This is a genomic window from Chitinophaga sp. CCNWYY40 (assembly GCF_037483205.1).
Taxonomy (GTDB): Bacteria; Bacteroidota; Bacteroidia; order Chitinophagales; family Chitinophagaceae; genus Chitinophaga; species Chitinophaga ginsengisegetis.
In genome coordinates, this window is record NZ_JBBHLF010000005.1 from 92,592 (window position 1) to 109,010 (window position 16,419).

13 protein-coding genes are annotated in these 16,419 nt (G+C 47.5%); 3 read left to right on the top strand and 10 right to left on the bottom strand.

Features of this window, described 5'->3' with window-relative positions; translation table 11 throughout:
* Positions 1-22: 22 nt before the first annotated feature.
* The 8 genes from V7S65_RS19340 to purD all read right to left on the bottom strand — a co-directional run bounded on the left by V7S65_RS19340 (position 23) and on the right by purD (position 9,021).
* The gene (locus V7S65_RS19340) at positions 23-880 is read right to left on the bottom strand and encodes an AraC family transcriptional regulator (RefSeq protein WP_336387871.1); all 858 of its coding nucleotides are present in this window, start codon (positions 878-880) and stop codon (positions 23-25) included.
* Positions 881-893: 13 nt separating this feature from the next.
* The gene (locus V7S65_RS19345) at positions 894-1,640 is read right to left on the bottom strand and encodes an MBL fold metallo-hydrolase (RefSeq protein WP_227024420.1); all 747 of its coding nucleotides are present in this window, start codon (positions 1,638-1,640) and stop codon (positions 894-896) included.
* A 12-nt stretch (positions 1,641-1,652) separates the two neighbouring features.
* Positions 1,653-2,939 carry a rod shape-determining protein RodA gene (gene rodA, locus V7S65_RS19350; protein ID WP_336387870.1) on the bottom strand — a complete coding sequence of 429 codons (1,287 nt, stop codon included), beginning with the start codon at positions 2,937-2,939 and terminating at the stop codon, positions 1,653-1,655.
* A 30-nt stretch (positions 2,940-2,969) separates the two neighbouring features.
* Complete coding sequence (gene mrdA, locus V7S65_RS19355) at positions 2,970-4,907, bottom strand: penicillin-binding protein 2 (RefSeq protein ID WP_079469705.1); 1,938 nt, start codon at positions 4,905-4,907, stop codon at positions 2,970-2,972.
* A 53-nt stretch (positions 4,908-4,960) separates the two neighbouring features.
* Positions 4,961-5,470, bottom strand: coding sequence for a rod shape-determining protein MreD (locus tag V7S65_RS19360; RefSeq protein WP_111576969.1), 510 nt, complete (start codon positions 5,468-5,470; stop codon positions 4,961-4,963).
* Entirely contained in the window at positions 5,467-6,354 is an 888-nt protein-coding gene (gene mreC / locus V7S65_RS19365; protein WP_079469707.1) for a rod shape-determining protein MreC, read from the bottom strand. The genes V7S65_RS19360 and mreC overlap by 4 nt, the downstream gene beginning before the upstream one ends.
* A gap of 92 nt (positions 6,355-6,446) precedes the next feature.
* Complete coding sequence (locus V7S65_RS19370; protein WP_079469708.1) at positions 6,447-7,469, bottom strand: rod shape-determining protein; 1,023 nt, start codon at positions 7,467-7,469, stop codon at positions 6,447-6,449.
* A gap of 274 nt (positions 7,470-7,743) precedes the next feature.
* Positions 7,744-9,021 (bottom strand): phosphoribosylamine--glycine ligase, encoded by a 1,278-nt coding sequence (purD, locus tag V7S65_RS19375; protein ID WP_336387869.1) that lies wholly within the window; start codon positions 9,019-9,021, stop codon positions 7,744-7,746.
* Between the two features lie 170 nt (positions 9,022-9,191).
* Between purD and V7S65_RS19380 the strand changes: the two genes are divergently transcribed.
* The 3 genes from V7S65_RS19380 (at position 9,192) to V7S65_RS19390 (ending at position 13,699) form a co-directional block, all read left to right on the top strand.
* Positions 9,192-10,898 carry a peptide MFS transporter gene (locus V7S65_RS19380; RefSeq protein ID WP_079469710.1) on the top strand — a complete coding sequence of 569 codons (1,707 nt, stop codon included), beginning with the start codon at positions 9,192-9,194 and terminating at the stop codon, positions 10,896-10,898.
* 113 nt (positions 10,899-11,011) lie between these two features.
* On the top strand, positions 11,012-13,060 hold the full coding sequence (locus tag V7S65_RS19385; protein ID WP_336387868.1) for an OPT family oligopeptide transporter: 2,049 nt from the start codon (positions 11,012-11,014) through the stop codon (positions 13,058-13,060).
* A gap of 126 nt (positions 13,061-13,186) precedes the next feature.
* The gene (locus V7S65_RS19390; RefSeq protein ID WP_079469712.1) at positions 13,187-13,699 is read left to right on the top strand and encodes a hypothetical protein; all 513 of its coding nucleotides are present in this window, start codon (positions 13,187-13,189) and stop codon (positions 13,697-13,699) included.
* Between the two features lie 36 nt (positions 13,700-13,735).
* Here V7S65_RS19390 and V7S65_RS19395 read toward each other — a convergent pair whose 3' ends face one another.
* Positions 13,736-14,941, bottom strand: a complete 1,206-nt coding sequence (locus tag V7S65_RS19395; RefSeq protein WP_336387867.1) for a DUF1501 domain-containing protein — start codon at positions 14,939-14,941, stop codon at positions 13,736-13,738.
* 24 nt (positions 14,942-14,965) lie between these two features.
* Positions 14,966-16,414 carry a DUF1800 domain-containing protein gene (locus V7S65_RS19400; RefSeq protein ID WP_336387866.1) on the bottom strand — a complete coding sequence of 483 codons (1,449 nt, stop codon included), beginning with the start codon at positions 16,412-16,414 and terminating at the stop codon, positions 14,966-14,968.
* Positions 16,415-16,419 lie beyond the last annotated feature (5 nt).

The window sequence follows — 16,419 nt, forward strand, 5'->3', positions numbered from 1 at the left end:
TGTAAGCCATCCGCCGGCACAACTATTTGCTGAAAAGATCAGTTTCCATTTTACGCCATTGCAGTGGCGTTACTTCAAAACAACGGCGGAACTGCCGGTAAAAATGGGTTACGTCTTCAAACCCGTTGCTGTAAGCTATTTCCGCGATCGGTTGCTCCGTGGTACGCAACAGGAAACCGGCCATCTGCAACCGCTTCTCCAGCACCCAGTGCATGGGAGAACTATGATAAATATCCCGGAAGCGGCGTTTCAATGTGGCAGTACTCATATGCCCCATAGCAGCTACCTCTTCCAGCTGCTTTACTTCTGCCATCCCTGTACTCAGCTTTTCCATCACCTCCGGAAGCGGATACATAGCGGCTTTGGTGAGCATGGCACTTATAGCTTCTTCTCCGGAAATAAGGTGAAGCGCGTGTGAAATAATGTCGTAATAATCAGGTGTGGTGAGGTTATCGTCTGCAAAGTGACGCAGCAGCGATTGGGTGAAGCTGTACCACTGGCTGTTTACCGGCAGCGTGGTTAATGCCCGCCCGGCCGTATTGGTTTTCCCTGGCTTTTTGAGGAAGGCCAGGATCATCTCATCCGGGATCACCAGGTTAATGCTCCCGTATTGCCGCTGTGGCCGTAATATTTCAGAGCAAAGCAGGCTGCCGGGCGGAATTATCATCGCATCTCCGGCATGCAGGTAATGTACCTGCCTGCCGTCGTACATTCTTTTCTCTCCCTGTACTACCAGGTTAAGTATCGTTTGCGGAATATACAGTTCGTGTGTGGCCTGATCACGGTAAACACTATACGATGCCCAGCTGCGGCCCTGTTGCTCCCATGTTTTAATGGTATCCTGTCCGGTAAGTGACAAGCTGTTAAACAGCGTATACATGCTCCTTTAGCTTTTAAAACTTAGCAAAAGGTTCTTTGGTATCATGATAAAAAAGGAATGTCCAGCCTTCCTGTTTGCCGCGCTCCAGGAACTCCTGGCGAAGTTCCATACTGCGCTTGCCGTCGTAATCATATTTAGCTGCAAACCTGCTCCTCATCTGGGATATCTGTGGCGCCACATCTCCCCCGAAAAATATTTTATCCGTTCCATCATCTACCAAAAACACCTGGTGATAAGGACAGTGACCACCGGTCACTTCGTAGTGAATATATCCGTCGATAGTGCCATTGCCGGTAGTAAACACCACGTTATCCCGCTGTTGTAATAATATTATATCTTCGGAGAGATAGGATTTGCCGGAGTGTTCTATCGCGTAAAGCATTTCCTCGTTATTCACATAATAGGTAGCCCCCGGAAAATTAAGCGTACGCTCTTTCGTGATAGGATCTTCTGAAGAAACGCCACCGGAATGATCTTTATGTAAATGGCTCATCAATACCTTGGTGATCTCCATAGGATTGATGCCATTGTCTATCAGGTGCTGGTGGATTTGCAATACGCCATCGGGGTTACGGAAACCCAACCCGGTATCAAATAAAATATAGTCGCGGTCCGTGATAACAAGGAACGGCTGTATTTCAACCAGCAACGAACCATGCGGGCGGTCCTGCATGCTATCCGTTCCCAGCTTAAAAGGAAAAAATTTCTTGGTCCCGTCTACGGTAAATGACCCTTCTGATAATGGAATGATACGTGCCATTTTGCAAAGATACTATCTTAACACCATCTGCCGGTCGGCATCCAGCCGCAGCAGTATAAATATCAGCATGGTAAAGGTCATCAGGGAAGACCCGCCATAGCTCACCAGTGGCAACGGAATCCCGATCACCGGCGCAAGACCGATCGTCATAGCAATATTAATAGCCAGGTGGAAAAAGATGATACTGGCTACTCCATAGGCATACACCCGCGTAAAGGTCGATCGCTGTCGCTCCGCCACAAAAATGATCCGGAAAAGCAGGGCTACATAAATACCCAGGAAAATCACGCTCCCGAAGAAGCCGAAATCTTCTCCCACAGTACAAAAGATAAAGTCGGTACTTTGTTCAGGTACAAAATCGTAACGGGTTTGGGTGCCTTTCAGGTACCCCTTTCCCCAGAAGCCGCCGGAACCGATGGCAATCATACTCTGCCTGGTATTGTAGGTCGCCTTGGGGTCATTTTCCTTACCCAGCATTACTTCAATACGGCGTACCTGGTAGTCCTTCAGCACTTTGGTAAATACAAAGGGAACGATGAACATTACAAACAGTCCGCAGAAGGCATATACCCCCAGTATCAGTGCAAGCTTCGATCGCTTTCGTTTTATTTCGCGCCGCATAAAGTATATGACCAGCGCGGTGATGACCGTAAAAATGATAAACAGTATCGTTCGGTCAACCAGCAGGGCCGACAGTACCAGCACAATGCCCGAAAAGGCTATCACCAGCAATACGCCGGGTAATCCTTCGCGGAACATCACCAGGAAAAAGGAAAAATATACCAGCGCCAATCCTGTTTCGTCCTGCAAAATGATGATACCGGCAGGTATCAGGGCCAATGCAGCGGCAATCAGTCTCGATCGTAGTTTCGTGAAATCAGTTTCCTGCGACGACAGGTATTTGGCGAGGGCCAGGTTGGTACAGAGCTTTGTCAGTTCCGCCGGCTGAAACTGGAATCCCCCGATCACCAACCAGGAATGCGATCCCTTCACATCTTTACCGATGCCCAGTACCAGCAACAAAAGCAGTAGCCCGCCTGCATACATCAGGTTGGCTGTGGCCGTAAAAAATTTACTGTCTGTAAGCCATATCACTGCTGCCAGTACAATGGATACACCAAACCAGATCAGTTGTCTGGAATAATTTTTATTTGGATGAAGGATATCCTGCCACACGTTATCATCACCCCGGTATTCCGCAGCAAAAATGGACATGATGCCTATGATCACCAATGCCAGGTACAGGCCAACTATTGGCCAGTCAATCCCTTGTGTCAGTTTGGCTTGCGAGCGGTTCATTATTGATTAATCGGTTTATTCGATGATTGGTTAAGGCTTGTTCTTCTTAATAACAGCATTCTGATTCAATGAATCCAAATGCGATTTAGCCAGCATGGCCTGATCTATTGTTACTGTTTCCATCACTGTTTTCAACAGCGGCTGACGTTTGGTGGAGATACTGTCTTTCAGGTATTTCTCCATCATCAAACTGGCAATAGGCGCTGCATACTTCGCACCAAAACCGGAGTTTTCCACAATCACGGCAATGGCTATACGTGCTTTTTCAGCAGGGGCAAAGGCCACAAACACCGCATGGTTCTTCAGTTTTGTTCTTACACCGTTTACAATACCGTAGTTTTCTGCTGTACCGGTTTTACCACCAACGCTGATACCTTCAATCTGCGCAATACGCCCGGTACCACTTTCCACCACATCTGTCATACCGTGAATAACAGCGCTGTAGGCTGTATCAGAGATATGCGCTACCTCGTGTTTCTGTTTGTATTTATCCAGGAGATGCGTGTTATCGTTATCAATACTGGCTACAAAGTGCGGAATATAGTAGGAGCCACGGTTAGCCACAATACACATGGCGTTGGCCATTTGCAGCGGTGTTAACAGCAACTCACCCTGACCAATTCCCAGGAACACCGAAGTACAGGAGTTCCAGCTGCCTTTGTACCGGGCATCATAGTATTTTTTATCGGGCACCAGTCCACGTCCTTCACTGGGAATATCTACCCCTATCTTATGGCCAAAGCCGAAGTTGTTCATATAGTCGGCCCACTTCTGCATACCGCCTACCTTGATGCCGCCAAATTTGGCCGCATCCACACTCAAACGGTATACATGCGAAAAATAGGAGTTACAGGAATGCGATAAAGCCAGGCGGAGGTTAGCCGCGTGACCGGCGTCATGGTGTTCGCATTTGATAGGTCTTGAACAGCCGTAGTAAGCGCCGCCACAAGGGTATCCAAAGCTCGGCGTAATTACGCCTTCATCCAGTCCTACCAGTGCAATCATCGGTTTAAACGTGGAGCCCGGCGGATAAGTAGCCTGGATGGCACGGTTAAACAGTGGTTTGGTAGTATCTGTATAGAGTTTACTGAAATTGGCGCTCCGGTACGGACCTGTGAGCAGGTTGGGATCGAAGCTCGGACCGCTTACCATTGCCAGGATACCGCCGGTTTGCGGATCAATGGCCACGATGCTGCCCGATTTACCTTTCATTAATTTTTCGCCGAGTACCTGTAATTCAATATCCAGGGAAAGCCGCAGGTTCCGGCCTGCTACTGCCGCACTGTCAAACTCCCCGTTTTCGTAAGCGCCCTGTGGCCTGTTCAGGTTATCTTTAATCAGGTATTGTATACCGCGTTGTCCCATTAATACGGTTTCATAGGTCTTCTCCAGACCAGTGAATCCCAGATAATCGCCGGAGTTATACGAAGCATAGTTCCCTGTGTCCTTTAACATGGCGGGGGATATTTCCGCAATATACCCGAGGATATTAGCTGCAGCCGAATAAGGGTAGGAGCGGATTTGTCGGGGCACCAGTTCAAAGCCCGGCTGGAAAAGGTACATGCTTTCCTGTAGCTGGCCGAATACTTCCGGCGCCAGCAGGGGAGCAAAAACTGATTGTCTTACCCGGCCGTTTTTGATAATGGCGGTAACAATCCGTTTCCTGAATTCTTCCTTATCTATTTTTAAAATATTACAGAGATAGCCTGTATCGATGCTTTTTACGCTGGCAGGCGTTACCACGAGGTCATATAATACGTCGTTGCCGAGGATGCTGCGGTTCTGCCGGTCGTAGATAATACCCCGGCTTGGATAAATGACTTTACGAAGCACGGCATTGGCATCCGCCAGCTTGGCGTACTTCTTTTCCACTACCTGCAGAAAGAATAACCTGGTGATGATCAGTATTACCATCCCAAGTATAATCATCTGTATTACTCTCTTCCTGGGCTGATTGAATACTGACATGCTATTAAGGACGGAATTATTTTAAGTTACAAACCTACGTTAAAAAGCAGAAATTATTTTTTCGAGAAGAACAGCAATTCATACAGCACAATCAGGAAAAGACTGGCCAGTGTTGAAAAAACGATCTTCATCACCAGGTATAACGGGTTGCCCATACCAAATACTTCCAGTGTAAAGAAAAGCGCATGGTGCAGGAATACCAGGATAGCGGCATAGATGAGAAACTGGGACACGCCCATACTGGTCATCGAAGGCGTTTTCTGGGTAGTTTCAAAACCTCCCTGGGGCGATAGGATATTGATAATAAACGGACGCAGATAAGCAATGAATACACAGGCAGCAGCATGCATACCAGGCGTATTCATAAACATATCCAGTGAAAGCCCCATCAGCAATCCCAGGAGCATAAGCCCCGGGCGTGGCAGATTAAAAGGCAGCGCCAGGATAAACAGCATATAAAGATAGGGGCTCACCAGCTGGTGCAACAATATTTCATTGAGCACAAACACCTGAATCAACAGCAGGAGCACGAAGCGGATTATATTTCTTAACAGTATACTCATTTAATCAACTTATACGTTGAATCTTCCAATCTTTGTTGTTCTTCTTTCAACAGGTTTTCTATCACATACACATACTGCAGGTTAAAGAAATTGGTAGCCAATTTCAACCGGATAGTAAATGAGGTGCTGGCTTTGTCTCCTACAGCAATGCTTTCCACATAGCCGATCGGAATATTTTCGGGGAACAGGGCAGAGAAGCCGCTGGTCACCACCGTATCACCTTTATGTATCTTGGCACTTTTCGGTACATCTTTCAACAGGGCATAACCGGCATCTTCACCGTCCCAGTGTACGGAACCCATTTCTTTTCCCTGGCCCAGGCGGGCGCTGATGGATACGGAGTTGGATTTTGAGAGCATGGACAATACCACGGAGTAGTTGTCGCTCACGCTTCTCACCACACCTACCACGCCGCTGCTGCTGATAACGCCCATATTAGGACGGATACCCTGCAGGCTGCCGCGGTGAATAGTAATATAGTTAACGGGTTTATTGATGGAGTTGTTGATCACTTTGGCGGAGAAGTACTCGTACCGGCGGATCTGTGTGCCAATGATCCGGTGGGCTGTATCATCGCTGTACTGGCGAACGGTGTCAATTTTGATCCCGTTGGTGGTTACCATGCTATCGTAGCTGGTACGGAGCATGTTGTGCAGGCGCATGTTTTCATTCACCAGGCTGTCGTTGGTCGACTTCAGGTGAAAGTAATACTGTACATTATTATACTTGTCATATAATTTCCCGCTGATGTCATTTGCGGAACTGAGGTAGGCGGCTCGCTGAAAGTTGTTATGCTGGAATACCAATACCATACAAATCACTTCCAGCAGCAGAAATAAGAAGAAGTTAAAATATCGCCTAAAGAAAATGATTAGATTTCGCACAAGCGCGCACTATTTTAGGATTTGGTTATCCGGATACCCTGCCGTTCCTTCCAAATAGGATGAATAACAAAATATCCGGATCACAAATAGTTTTATTGCATCAGGAACGGATACTTACCTACATGCTTTAAGGCAATACCTGTACCTCTTACCACTGCGCGTAACGGATCGTCTGCTACATGCACCGGCAGTTTGATTTTTTGGGTAAGACGTTTATCCAGTCCGCGCAGCAATGCACCGCCACCGGTCAGGTATAAACCCCTGCGGTAAATATCTGAGGCCAGTTCCGGAGGCGTTGTTTCCAGCGCTTTCAGGATGGCTTCTTCGATTTTAAAGATAGATTTATCAAGGGCTTCCGCAATTTCCTGGTAAGATACCATGATTTGCTTGGGGATACCGGTTACCAGATCCCTTCCGTTAACAGGAATATCATCCGGTGGGTTATCCAGTTCCTTCAGGGCTGACCCGATATGGATCTTAATCTGTTCGGCAGTTCTTTCACCTATCAGGAGGCTATGGTAACGGCGCAGGGCTTCCATGATATCAGCAGTGAACTCGTCACCGGCAATACGGATACTCTGGTCGCAAACAATACCAGCCAGGGCAATTACCGAAATACCGGTAGTACCACCGCCTATGTCAATGATCATATTACCCACCGGCTCCTCTACATCAATACCGATACCCAGGGCAGCTGCCATTGGCTCGTGCAACAGGTATACTTCCTTCGCGCCGGCCTGTTCTGCAGAGTCGCGTACAGCTCTCTTTTCCACTTCCGTAATGCTGGAAGGGATACAGATCACCATCCGCCAGCTTGGTGCAAACAAGGGCTTTTTGGGGTAAACCATTTTTATGAGTTCCCTGAGCATTCCTTCAGCGGCATTAAAATCCGCTATCACGCCATCTTTCAGGGGACGTATAGTACGAAGATATTCGTGTGTTTTTTCGTGCATCATCATGGCCTTTTTTCCAACTGCCACAATTTTGCCACTAGCCCGTTCTATCGCTACAATGGAAGGCTCGTCCACTACCACCTGGTCATTATGAATTATCAGCGTGTTCGCTGTACCAAGATCAATCGCGATTTCCTGCGTTAAAAAATTAAAAAATCCCATTGTTGATACGGTCAAAAATTAGAATGCAAAAATGAATAATTCCAACGAATATACGATGCAAAAAATGGATATTCTTGCAATAATACAGCTAAATATTAAAAAAAGTTATTTGTTGTACAAACGGCATAGTAACTGCTCTCTTTATGCTCCGACCAGATGAACGGGATAACCCCGTTTTAATTGTTCCTACTGCCTAAAATTGTGCCTTTACAAGTCCCGCTTTTCAATTGTCCTGTACCAGTCCTCCCTACTGTAGATTAACCCCGGCTAACGTCTAAACAAATTCGTATCCGATATCCCTGCGGTATACCTTACCGTCAAACGCAATCTGCTCCGCTGTTTGTACAGAATGAGCCAATGCCATAGACAGGTCAGACGCCAGTGAAGTAATGCTCAATACCCGGCCGCCGTTGGTTAGCACCTCGTTGCCTTCCTGCCGGGTACCGGCATGAAACACAACCTGGTCGCGGGTAGGCGCCGGAATTCCGTTGATCACCTTATTCTTTTCGTATGCTTCAGGATATCCTTTTGATACCAGCATCACCGTAGCAGCTGCACGCTCATCAGCGTAAATGGTTTGCTCGCTCAGTTTGCCGGTCATTACTGCAGTAAACAGTTCCAACGCATCATTCTTCAAACGTGGCATCACAACTTCCGTTTCCGGGTCGCCCATACGGCAGTTATATTCAATTACAAAAGGCGAACCCTCTACATTAATCAGGCCAAAAAACACAAAGCCATGATACACAATACCTTCTTTGGAAAGCCCTGCTATCGTGGGCCGGATCACATCATCCTCTACTTTTTTCATAAAAGCAGCGTCGGCAAACGGCACCGGCGACACGGCTCCCATACCGCCGGTATTCAGCCCCAGGTCACCTTCTCCAATTCTTTTATAATCCTTTGCTTCGGGTAATATCTTATAGGTATGACCATCGGTGATCGCAAATACAGACAACTCAATACCTGTCAGGAACTGCTCCACTACCACGGTTTTGCTGGCATCGCCAAACTTAGCCGATTTGATCATCTGCTCAAACTCCTCTGCCGCCTCTTCATAAGAAGCCGCTATCACCACGCCTTTACCTGCTGCCAGTCCATCGGCCTTTAACACAATTGGTAAGGAGTGCTGCTGAAGATAAGCCAACCCTTCTTCATAATTCTCTTCACTAAATTCCCGGTAAGCAGCCGTAGGAATATTGTTCCGCTGCATAAACAGCTTGGCATAAGCCTTACTGCCCTCCAGCTGGGCGCCCTCCTTTGATGGGCCCAGTACCGGGATATGCTGTAACAATCCATCTTTCTGAAAAAAGTCATAGATCCCGTTTACCAGGGCCTCTTCAGATCCGGGCACTACCAGGTCGATCGCATTATCCAGGCAAAAGGTCTTTATCTTATCAAATTCACTCACTCCCATGTTAACGTTCGTGCCGCATTGAGCGGTACCGGCATTACCCGGCGCTATAAACAGTTGACCGCAAAGGGTGCTTTGTGACATTTTAAGGGCCAGTGCGTGTTCCCGGCCACCACTTCCAAGTAATAGTATGTTCATATGAATTGCCTAATAAATGCAGATGCGAAAGAAAGTGCAAAGAAAGATCAAAAAACCGCAAAAAATGAGCATTTATACCATTTTTTTACGCAGATTAACGATTTTATTTAACTTGCCACATTTAAAGGTTCACGAAATCTAAAACAACTATTGCTAAAACTAACCAATTTATGATGCAAACTACTGTTGCACAAGAGTCCCCTATTGCCTCTGAGAAGGGCCACCCTAAAGGGCTCTCAGTATTATTTGCCACGGAAATGTGGGAACGGTTTAACTTTTATGGTATGCGGGCGTTACTCACGCTCTTCCTGGTAAATGCACTGGCTTTCTCCGAAGCAGACTCCTCTATCATTTACGGCGGCTTTCTCGGCTTATGTTATCTCACCCCTATGCTGGGAGGATACATCTCCGACAGATACCTCGGTAACAGGAACTGTATTATATTAGGTGGTTTTATAATGGGCGTTGGCCAGCTCCTCATGGTACTCAGCGCCACAATCTACGCTACCAACGTGGAAACAGCCAAAACCATCGTTTGGCTCGCCCTCTTCATCATCATCTTCGGTAACGGCTTCTTTAAACCCAACATCTCTTCTATGGTGGGCCAGCTGTATCCGAAAAACGACGGCCGCCTCGATTCTGCCTTCACCATCTTTTACATGGGTATCAACATGGGCGCCTTCCTCGGTATGCTCATCTGCCCGATCCTCGGTGACGTGAAAGTAGACGGTGTAAGAATGGTAAGCGCTTTCAAATGGGGTTTCCTCGCTGCCAGTATAGCCATGTTCACAGGAACGATCCTCTTCTTCTTCCTGAAAGACAAATACGTGGTAAAGCCAAACGGTGAAGCCATCGGCGGTAAACCGGATTTCTCCAAACCTTCTTCCATAACCGGCGAAGCCGACAAAGCCAAATTTACTACCGGCGCTATCGTTGGCGTACTGGTTTTAATGGTAGCCCTCTTTTTTAGTATCCACTACCTGTCGCTCGATCCCAACCCGATCAAATCATGGGTATATCCTTTTATATATGCCGCCGGTATCAGTCTTGCAGTACTGATCCTTACCGATAAATCTATTACCAAAGTAGAAAGACAACAGATCACCGTTATCTATTTCGTGGCCTTCTTCGTTATCTTCTTCTGGGCCTGCTTCGAACAAGCCGGTTCCTCCCTTACCTTTGTAGCTGATTACCAGACAGATCGCCGCCTCTTCGGCTGGGATATGCCTCCTTCCTTCGTTCAAAACGCCAACTCTATCTTCATCATCGTATTTGCATTGCCTTTCAGCTGGTTATGGCTCAAATTACAGCAACGCAACCTGGAGCCCATCTCCCCGATGAAACAATCACTCGGACTGGCATTGCTGGCGCTCGGATTCTTTATCATCGCTATACAGATGAAAAATCTCGGACCTAATGAGAAACTGGGCGTAAGCTGGTTGATCCTGATGTACCTCTTCCATACTCTCGGCGAATTGTGCTTATCGCCGATAGGCTTGTCGCTGGTATCCAAACTGGCCCCTCACCGTTTCTCTTCCCTGCTCATGGGCGTATGGTTCCTCGCCAATGCTGCCGGTTACGCACTTGCCGGTACCCTCGGCGCCCTGCTGCCGCCAACCCTGGATAAATACAAACTCGCTACTGATAACGGTATCGACCTGAAAGGCATCCTCGATGGCACCATCACGGCTACCGCACAGCAGATGGATAAATTACAAGAACTTAAACTGGCTACACATTACCCAACCTTCGCAGGCTTCACCATCCACAACCTCTACGAGTTTTTCATGGTGTTTGTAATCCTGCCAGGCGCCGCAGCCATACTGCTGTTCCTGTCTACCAGCTTCCTGAAAAAATGGATGCACGGTGTTAGGTAAGTCACCCTTATTATAAAAAGGAAAGGAGGAAAGCTGATAACTTTCCTCCTTTCCTTTTTTAAAAGTAAATTCATTCCTTATTACATCTCTACCTGTAATCCATAAACGATCTTATGTCTGATAACAACTTCAAACCCTTTGTTTTACCCGGCGTACAAATGAAAGAGTTTACGCTGAAATCCATTTTACTGGGCTGTGTATTTGGCATCATCTTCGGAGCGGCCACCGTGTACCTCGCGCTGAAAGCAGGTCTTACCGTTTCTGCATCTATTCCTATTGCTGTTATCGCTATTACCTTAGGAAGAAAATTTTTCAAGACCACCATCCTGGAAAACAACATTATCCAAACTACCGGATCTGCCGGCGAATCCATTGCTGCGGGGGTAGTATTCACGCTGCCGGGATTCCTGTTTCTCAGTGATGGCGGCGGTACGCAGTTCTTTAACTACTTCACCATCCTCATCCTGGCCATCTTCGGCGGTATTCTCGGTACCCTGATGATGATCCCGCTAAGAAAATCACTGATTGTAAAAGAACATAAAACCCTGCCTTATCCCGAAGGCACTGCCTGCGGCGATGTACTGATAGCAGGGGAGAAAGGCGGCGACTTTGCAAAAACTGCCTTCTACGGACTGGGCTTTGCCTTTGCCTATGCCATCCTGCAAAAGATCCTGCACGTCATTGCCGAAACACCGGAATACATGACCAAGCAGGCCAGTAAATTTTTCCCGTCCGCCAAGATCAGCGCTGATATCACCCCGGAGTATATGGGTGTGGGTTATATCATCGGTCCACGCATTGCGGGCGTGCTGGTGGCCGGCGGCGTGCTGTCGTGGCTGGCACTCATCCCGCTGCTCGCATCATTGCTGCCGGCAGATGTGATTGCCACACAGCTGGTGAAAATAGGCTACCTCGCTAACCTGCAAACACCGGGCGGGCAGGGCGACTGGAATCCGCTCACGCACACTTTCTCCGATTATTCGTCCGCCGTTTATTACGCATACGTAAGACAAATCGGCGCAGGCGCCGTAGCAGCAGGTGGTTTCATCACCCTTCTGAAAACTATCCCTACTATCATCTCCTCTTTCAAAGGAAGCATAGGCGCTATTAAAGATGGCTCCGGCAGTACCGACGAAAAAGGAAATGTACCCAGAACAGAAAGGGATCTTAGCCTGAAAGTAGTGCTGTTTGGCAGTATTGCCCTCATCCTGCTGATGGCTTTCTTACCACAGCTACCAGGCGATTCTATCGGTAAAAAACTACTGGTAGGTTTGCTCGTAGTCGTTTTCGGCGCATTCTTCGTTACGGTATCCAGCCGCATTGTGGGTCTAATCGGCTCTTCCAACAATCCTATTTCCGGTATGACCATCGCCACACTGATGGGCACCTGCCTGGTGTTTATCGCCGTAGGCTGGACCGGCAAACTATATGAACCAATGGCACTGGTGGTAGGCGGTATGATCTGTATCGCAGCAGCCAATGCGGGCGGCACTTCCCAGGATCTTAAATCGGGCTACATCGTAGGCGCCACACCTATGTACCAGCAAATAGCGTTGTTCATTGGCGCCATTGTATCCTCTGTGGTAATAGGTTTAACAGTGAAGTTCCTGGATAAGCCTACGGCAGATATGATTGCGCACGGTGTTACTGAACACGCAATCGGCAGCGCATATTATCCTGCCCCGCAGGGTACCCTCATGGCTACACTGGCAAAGGGTATTCTTTCATTTAACCTCGACTGGCAATTTGTACTGGTAGGAGTGTTCCTGTCTGTAACAATGGAACTGTGCGGCGTTAATTCGCTCTCTTTCGCAGTGGGCGCCTATCTTCCATTATCCACTACATTGCCCATCTTTGTTGGTGGCGCTATCCGTGGTGTGGTTGATCACCAACAAAAGAAAGTCAATAAAAAAATATCTCCGGAAGAAGAGGAACTAGGTAAAGGCAACCTGTTTGCCACAGGGCTCGTGGCCGGTGGTGCGGTAGCCGGTGTGATTATCGCTATTCTCGCGGGCTTCGACTGGTCCGCTGTCATTCTTGCCAAACTCAATAATCAACAGCTGCTTACAAATATCCTCGGGCAGGGTGGCTACTATATAATAGGATGCGCCTTTTTTGCGTTTATGGGCTGGTACCTGTACCGCACCGCCCGCAAAGCTTAGATCCAACTTTTCAAGATCATTACGGATGCCGGTAACGGGGTGTAACAATCCATTACCGGCATCCGTTTTTATTTTTAAATGTTTAATTTAGCCGTTGATTAATTAGAACTGATTATAATATAACCTATGCGCATATTAGTTACCGCAATGCTCAGCGCCATTGTTTTACTGGGCACATCCTGCGGCAAGGATAAAGACGATAGCCGCCAACGCAGATTTATTTCATTGAAGCTGGACGACAGGGTTTATCTTTCAGAAAATCCCAAAGGCACTATCACCCTGCCAAATCTTACGGACGAAAACCCGGATAATGATTATCCCACTATGGAAATCACCGGCCAGAGCTATAACGGAGATGTGATCACCTTCAGCTTAGCTACAGCATCCATGCCTTTCAAACCAGGCGTGTATCCCGCTACACAGAAAGGAAATGGCTTACTGATCGCTTTGAACAGCACTTACTACACCAACCTTACTTCAGCAGGAAGCACTGATTTTAAAATTACCATTACCAGTATAGATAACCTTACGGTAGAAGGAACTTTTTCCGGGACATTGAAAGATGCCTCCGGCGCTGGCGGGACGCGCGTTACTAAAGACGGAGCTTTCAGAGCGCTCATCAGTCAACAGGGACAATAACGGGGCGGGGCGGAGGTGAAATATCTTCCCTCCGCACTAAACAAACGATAGATGAGAATAGGTATTTTTCAGTACTGCTTTATCATCAGCACCCAGCCAGTTAGATAACAGGGTAGCATACACGCTTTTAAAGTCAACCTGGTATTGCAGGTCGCCATCTTTCAGGTTAAGCAGGTCCGGACCATCGTTGATAAGCCCCGGCTGCTTTAGCCCGCCACCCACCAGGAACATATTATTCGCAGTACCATGATCGGTACCTCCACTGGCATTCTGGCTTACCCTTCTTCCAAATTCAGAGAAAGTCATCACTACCACATCCTCAAAACGATGATTCGCCTTCAGATCATCCGTAAATACCGTTAATGCATCACTTAGCTTACCAAACAGGCGGGCCTGTTGATCCTGCTGGTTTACATGGGTATCAAAACTACCATGCGACACATAATATACTTTGGTGTTGATATCCGACATTACCAGGTTGGCAATGGTTCGCAGGTTCCTTCCCAGTTCTGTATTGGGATAGGGAGCGGAAGATTTATACGTTTTAAACTGTTGCTGGATATAGGCTGCAGAAGAAATGGTTTCACCCATCGTTTTATACAGGTAATCCGCATTATTGTGATGATCGTTATCGCTGGTATGCTGCTTTAAAAGTTCCGCAAAATATTTATCATTACTGGTACCGTAAAGCCTTGCGGGGTCTGTCATTGCAAGCCCTTTATCGCTGTCGCCTTTCAGGGCCAGGCTCAGGGTATCATCTATTTCCAGCGCCTGTGTGGGTTTATCACAACCCTTGCATTGCGCATCGAGGTAACGGCCTATCCAGCCATCAGACCAGTACTCGTTCGACTGGCTCGCAGAGTGCCAGATATCCATAGAGCGGAAATGCGAGCGATCCGGGTTAGGATAGCCTACATTGTTCAGAATGCCCAGCGCGCCGTCATCATACAGGGCCTTTAACCCTTTCAGCGCCGGGTGTATACCCAGTTCATCATTCAGGGAAAGGGCGGCTTCCCTTTTTATGCCCAGCGCCGGGCGCGCCTTATAATAAATGTCGTTACGATAAGGAATAATAGTATTCAATCCATCATTACCACCGGATAGCTGGATGATCACCAGCACTTTGTTGCCGGGAGGTGCGAGATGCCCTCTTTCCAGTGCTTTCAGGAACTTTGGCATCATCATCGCTGCTGAAGCCAGTGAACCTACCTGTAAAAAACGACGCCTGTTGAGAATCAGCATAGCATAACTTTTAGCGGTTAGTAGTTAACACAATTGATATTCCGGTGTACTCATCACATCAATCGTTACCGTTTTGATATAGTTTTCCCGGCTGCTGCTATCAGCATATTTTTCCAACAGCTGGCGGCTTATATTGCCGGGCTGCTGCAATAAAACGCCGGCAATTTCATCTGCCAGTCTCTCTCTCGGTATCTTCTCGAAGCCGGCCACATAAGGGTCCCAGTTCACACTTGCATTTACTTTTTTTGCGAATTGCCGTTTCAGGAAATCATTGATCTGCAGCGTCATTTTATAGTTAGCGCCTTCGCCCATTTCAGGCGTCAGCTCTTTGGGCTTTACATTAAACGCCTGGGAATACAATATCACCTGTGGCACACGTAACCGGAACATCAGGCTGGAACTGTCGATCCAGTTCCGCCCGCCGGGCCAGCCGGCTACATTAGGCGGATAAAAAAGCAACTGACCCAATACCCGCTGAAACAACAACATCACTTCTTCCTTTTCAAAAGTCATGGGAATAGTTCTGCGGATACCTGCCAGCAACTCCACGGGCGATTTTATCCGGTTACCGATAATATCCGGACTGTAAAACCAGTCGGCCATAAATATCTCTTTCATCAATGATTTGATGTGGTAACCCGACTGGTAAAACTTTTCCGACAACGCGGTAATCCGCGCTTCATCAGGGGTTTCAGACACAAAGTACTGGTATATTTTTGCGGTAATGAACCTGGCGGTGTGCCGTTGCTCCAATAGTATTTTCAGTACATCATCTCCATTAAAATTTCCCTGTTTGCCTAGGAAATTTTTCACACCATCGTCATGTTGTTTTTGCCGGAAAACAAAAGTGCCGGTTTCATCAAAACCCCATCCGGTAAAGGCTCTTGCCGCTTCTTTCACATCATGTTCGGAATAGTTACCTCTTCCCATCGTGAATAGCTCCATCACTTCGCGGGCAAAATTTTCGTTGGGATGTTGTTTACGGTTCTGCTGATTATTGAGGAATTGCAGCATAGCCGGGCTTTTGGATACTGCACTGAGCAGATCTCCAAAATTGCCGAGTGCATTTTCACGCACTACCGATAGCAGCTGCTGATTAAATAATACGTTTTGCGTGCGGCAGGCAAAATGACCATGCCAGAAAAGACTCATTTTTTCGCGGAGGGGATGTTCACTCTGTACCATCGCATTTACCCATGATACATTCAGGTCTTTAATGCCCTGGTCATTCATCTGCCGCACACTTTTCTTTTCCTCCGGTGTCATTGTTTTCTGCTTCCGGTAATCCGGAAGATCATCTGCTGCTACTACATCTACAGAAGTAACTGACGCTATTGCAGGGCCGATAAGTATCTTATTCACAATTTTTTCCCGCCTTTTGCTTTCCCAGTGAGAGATCACAGGGAGGGTTTCTCCAAAGCCAGCGCGCCAGGCGAGATGTTGCATCTGAATTTTACGGGCAACTTCAGCCATAAGCA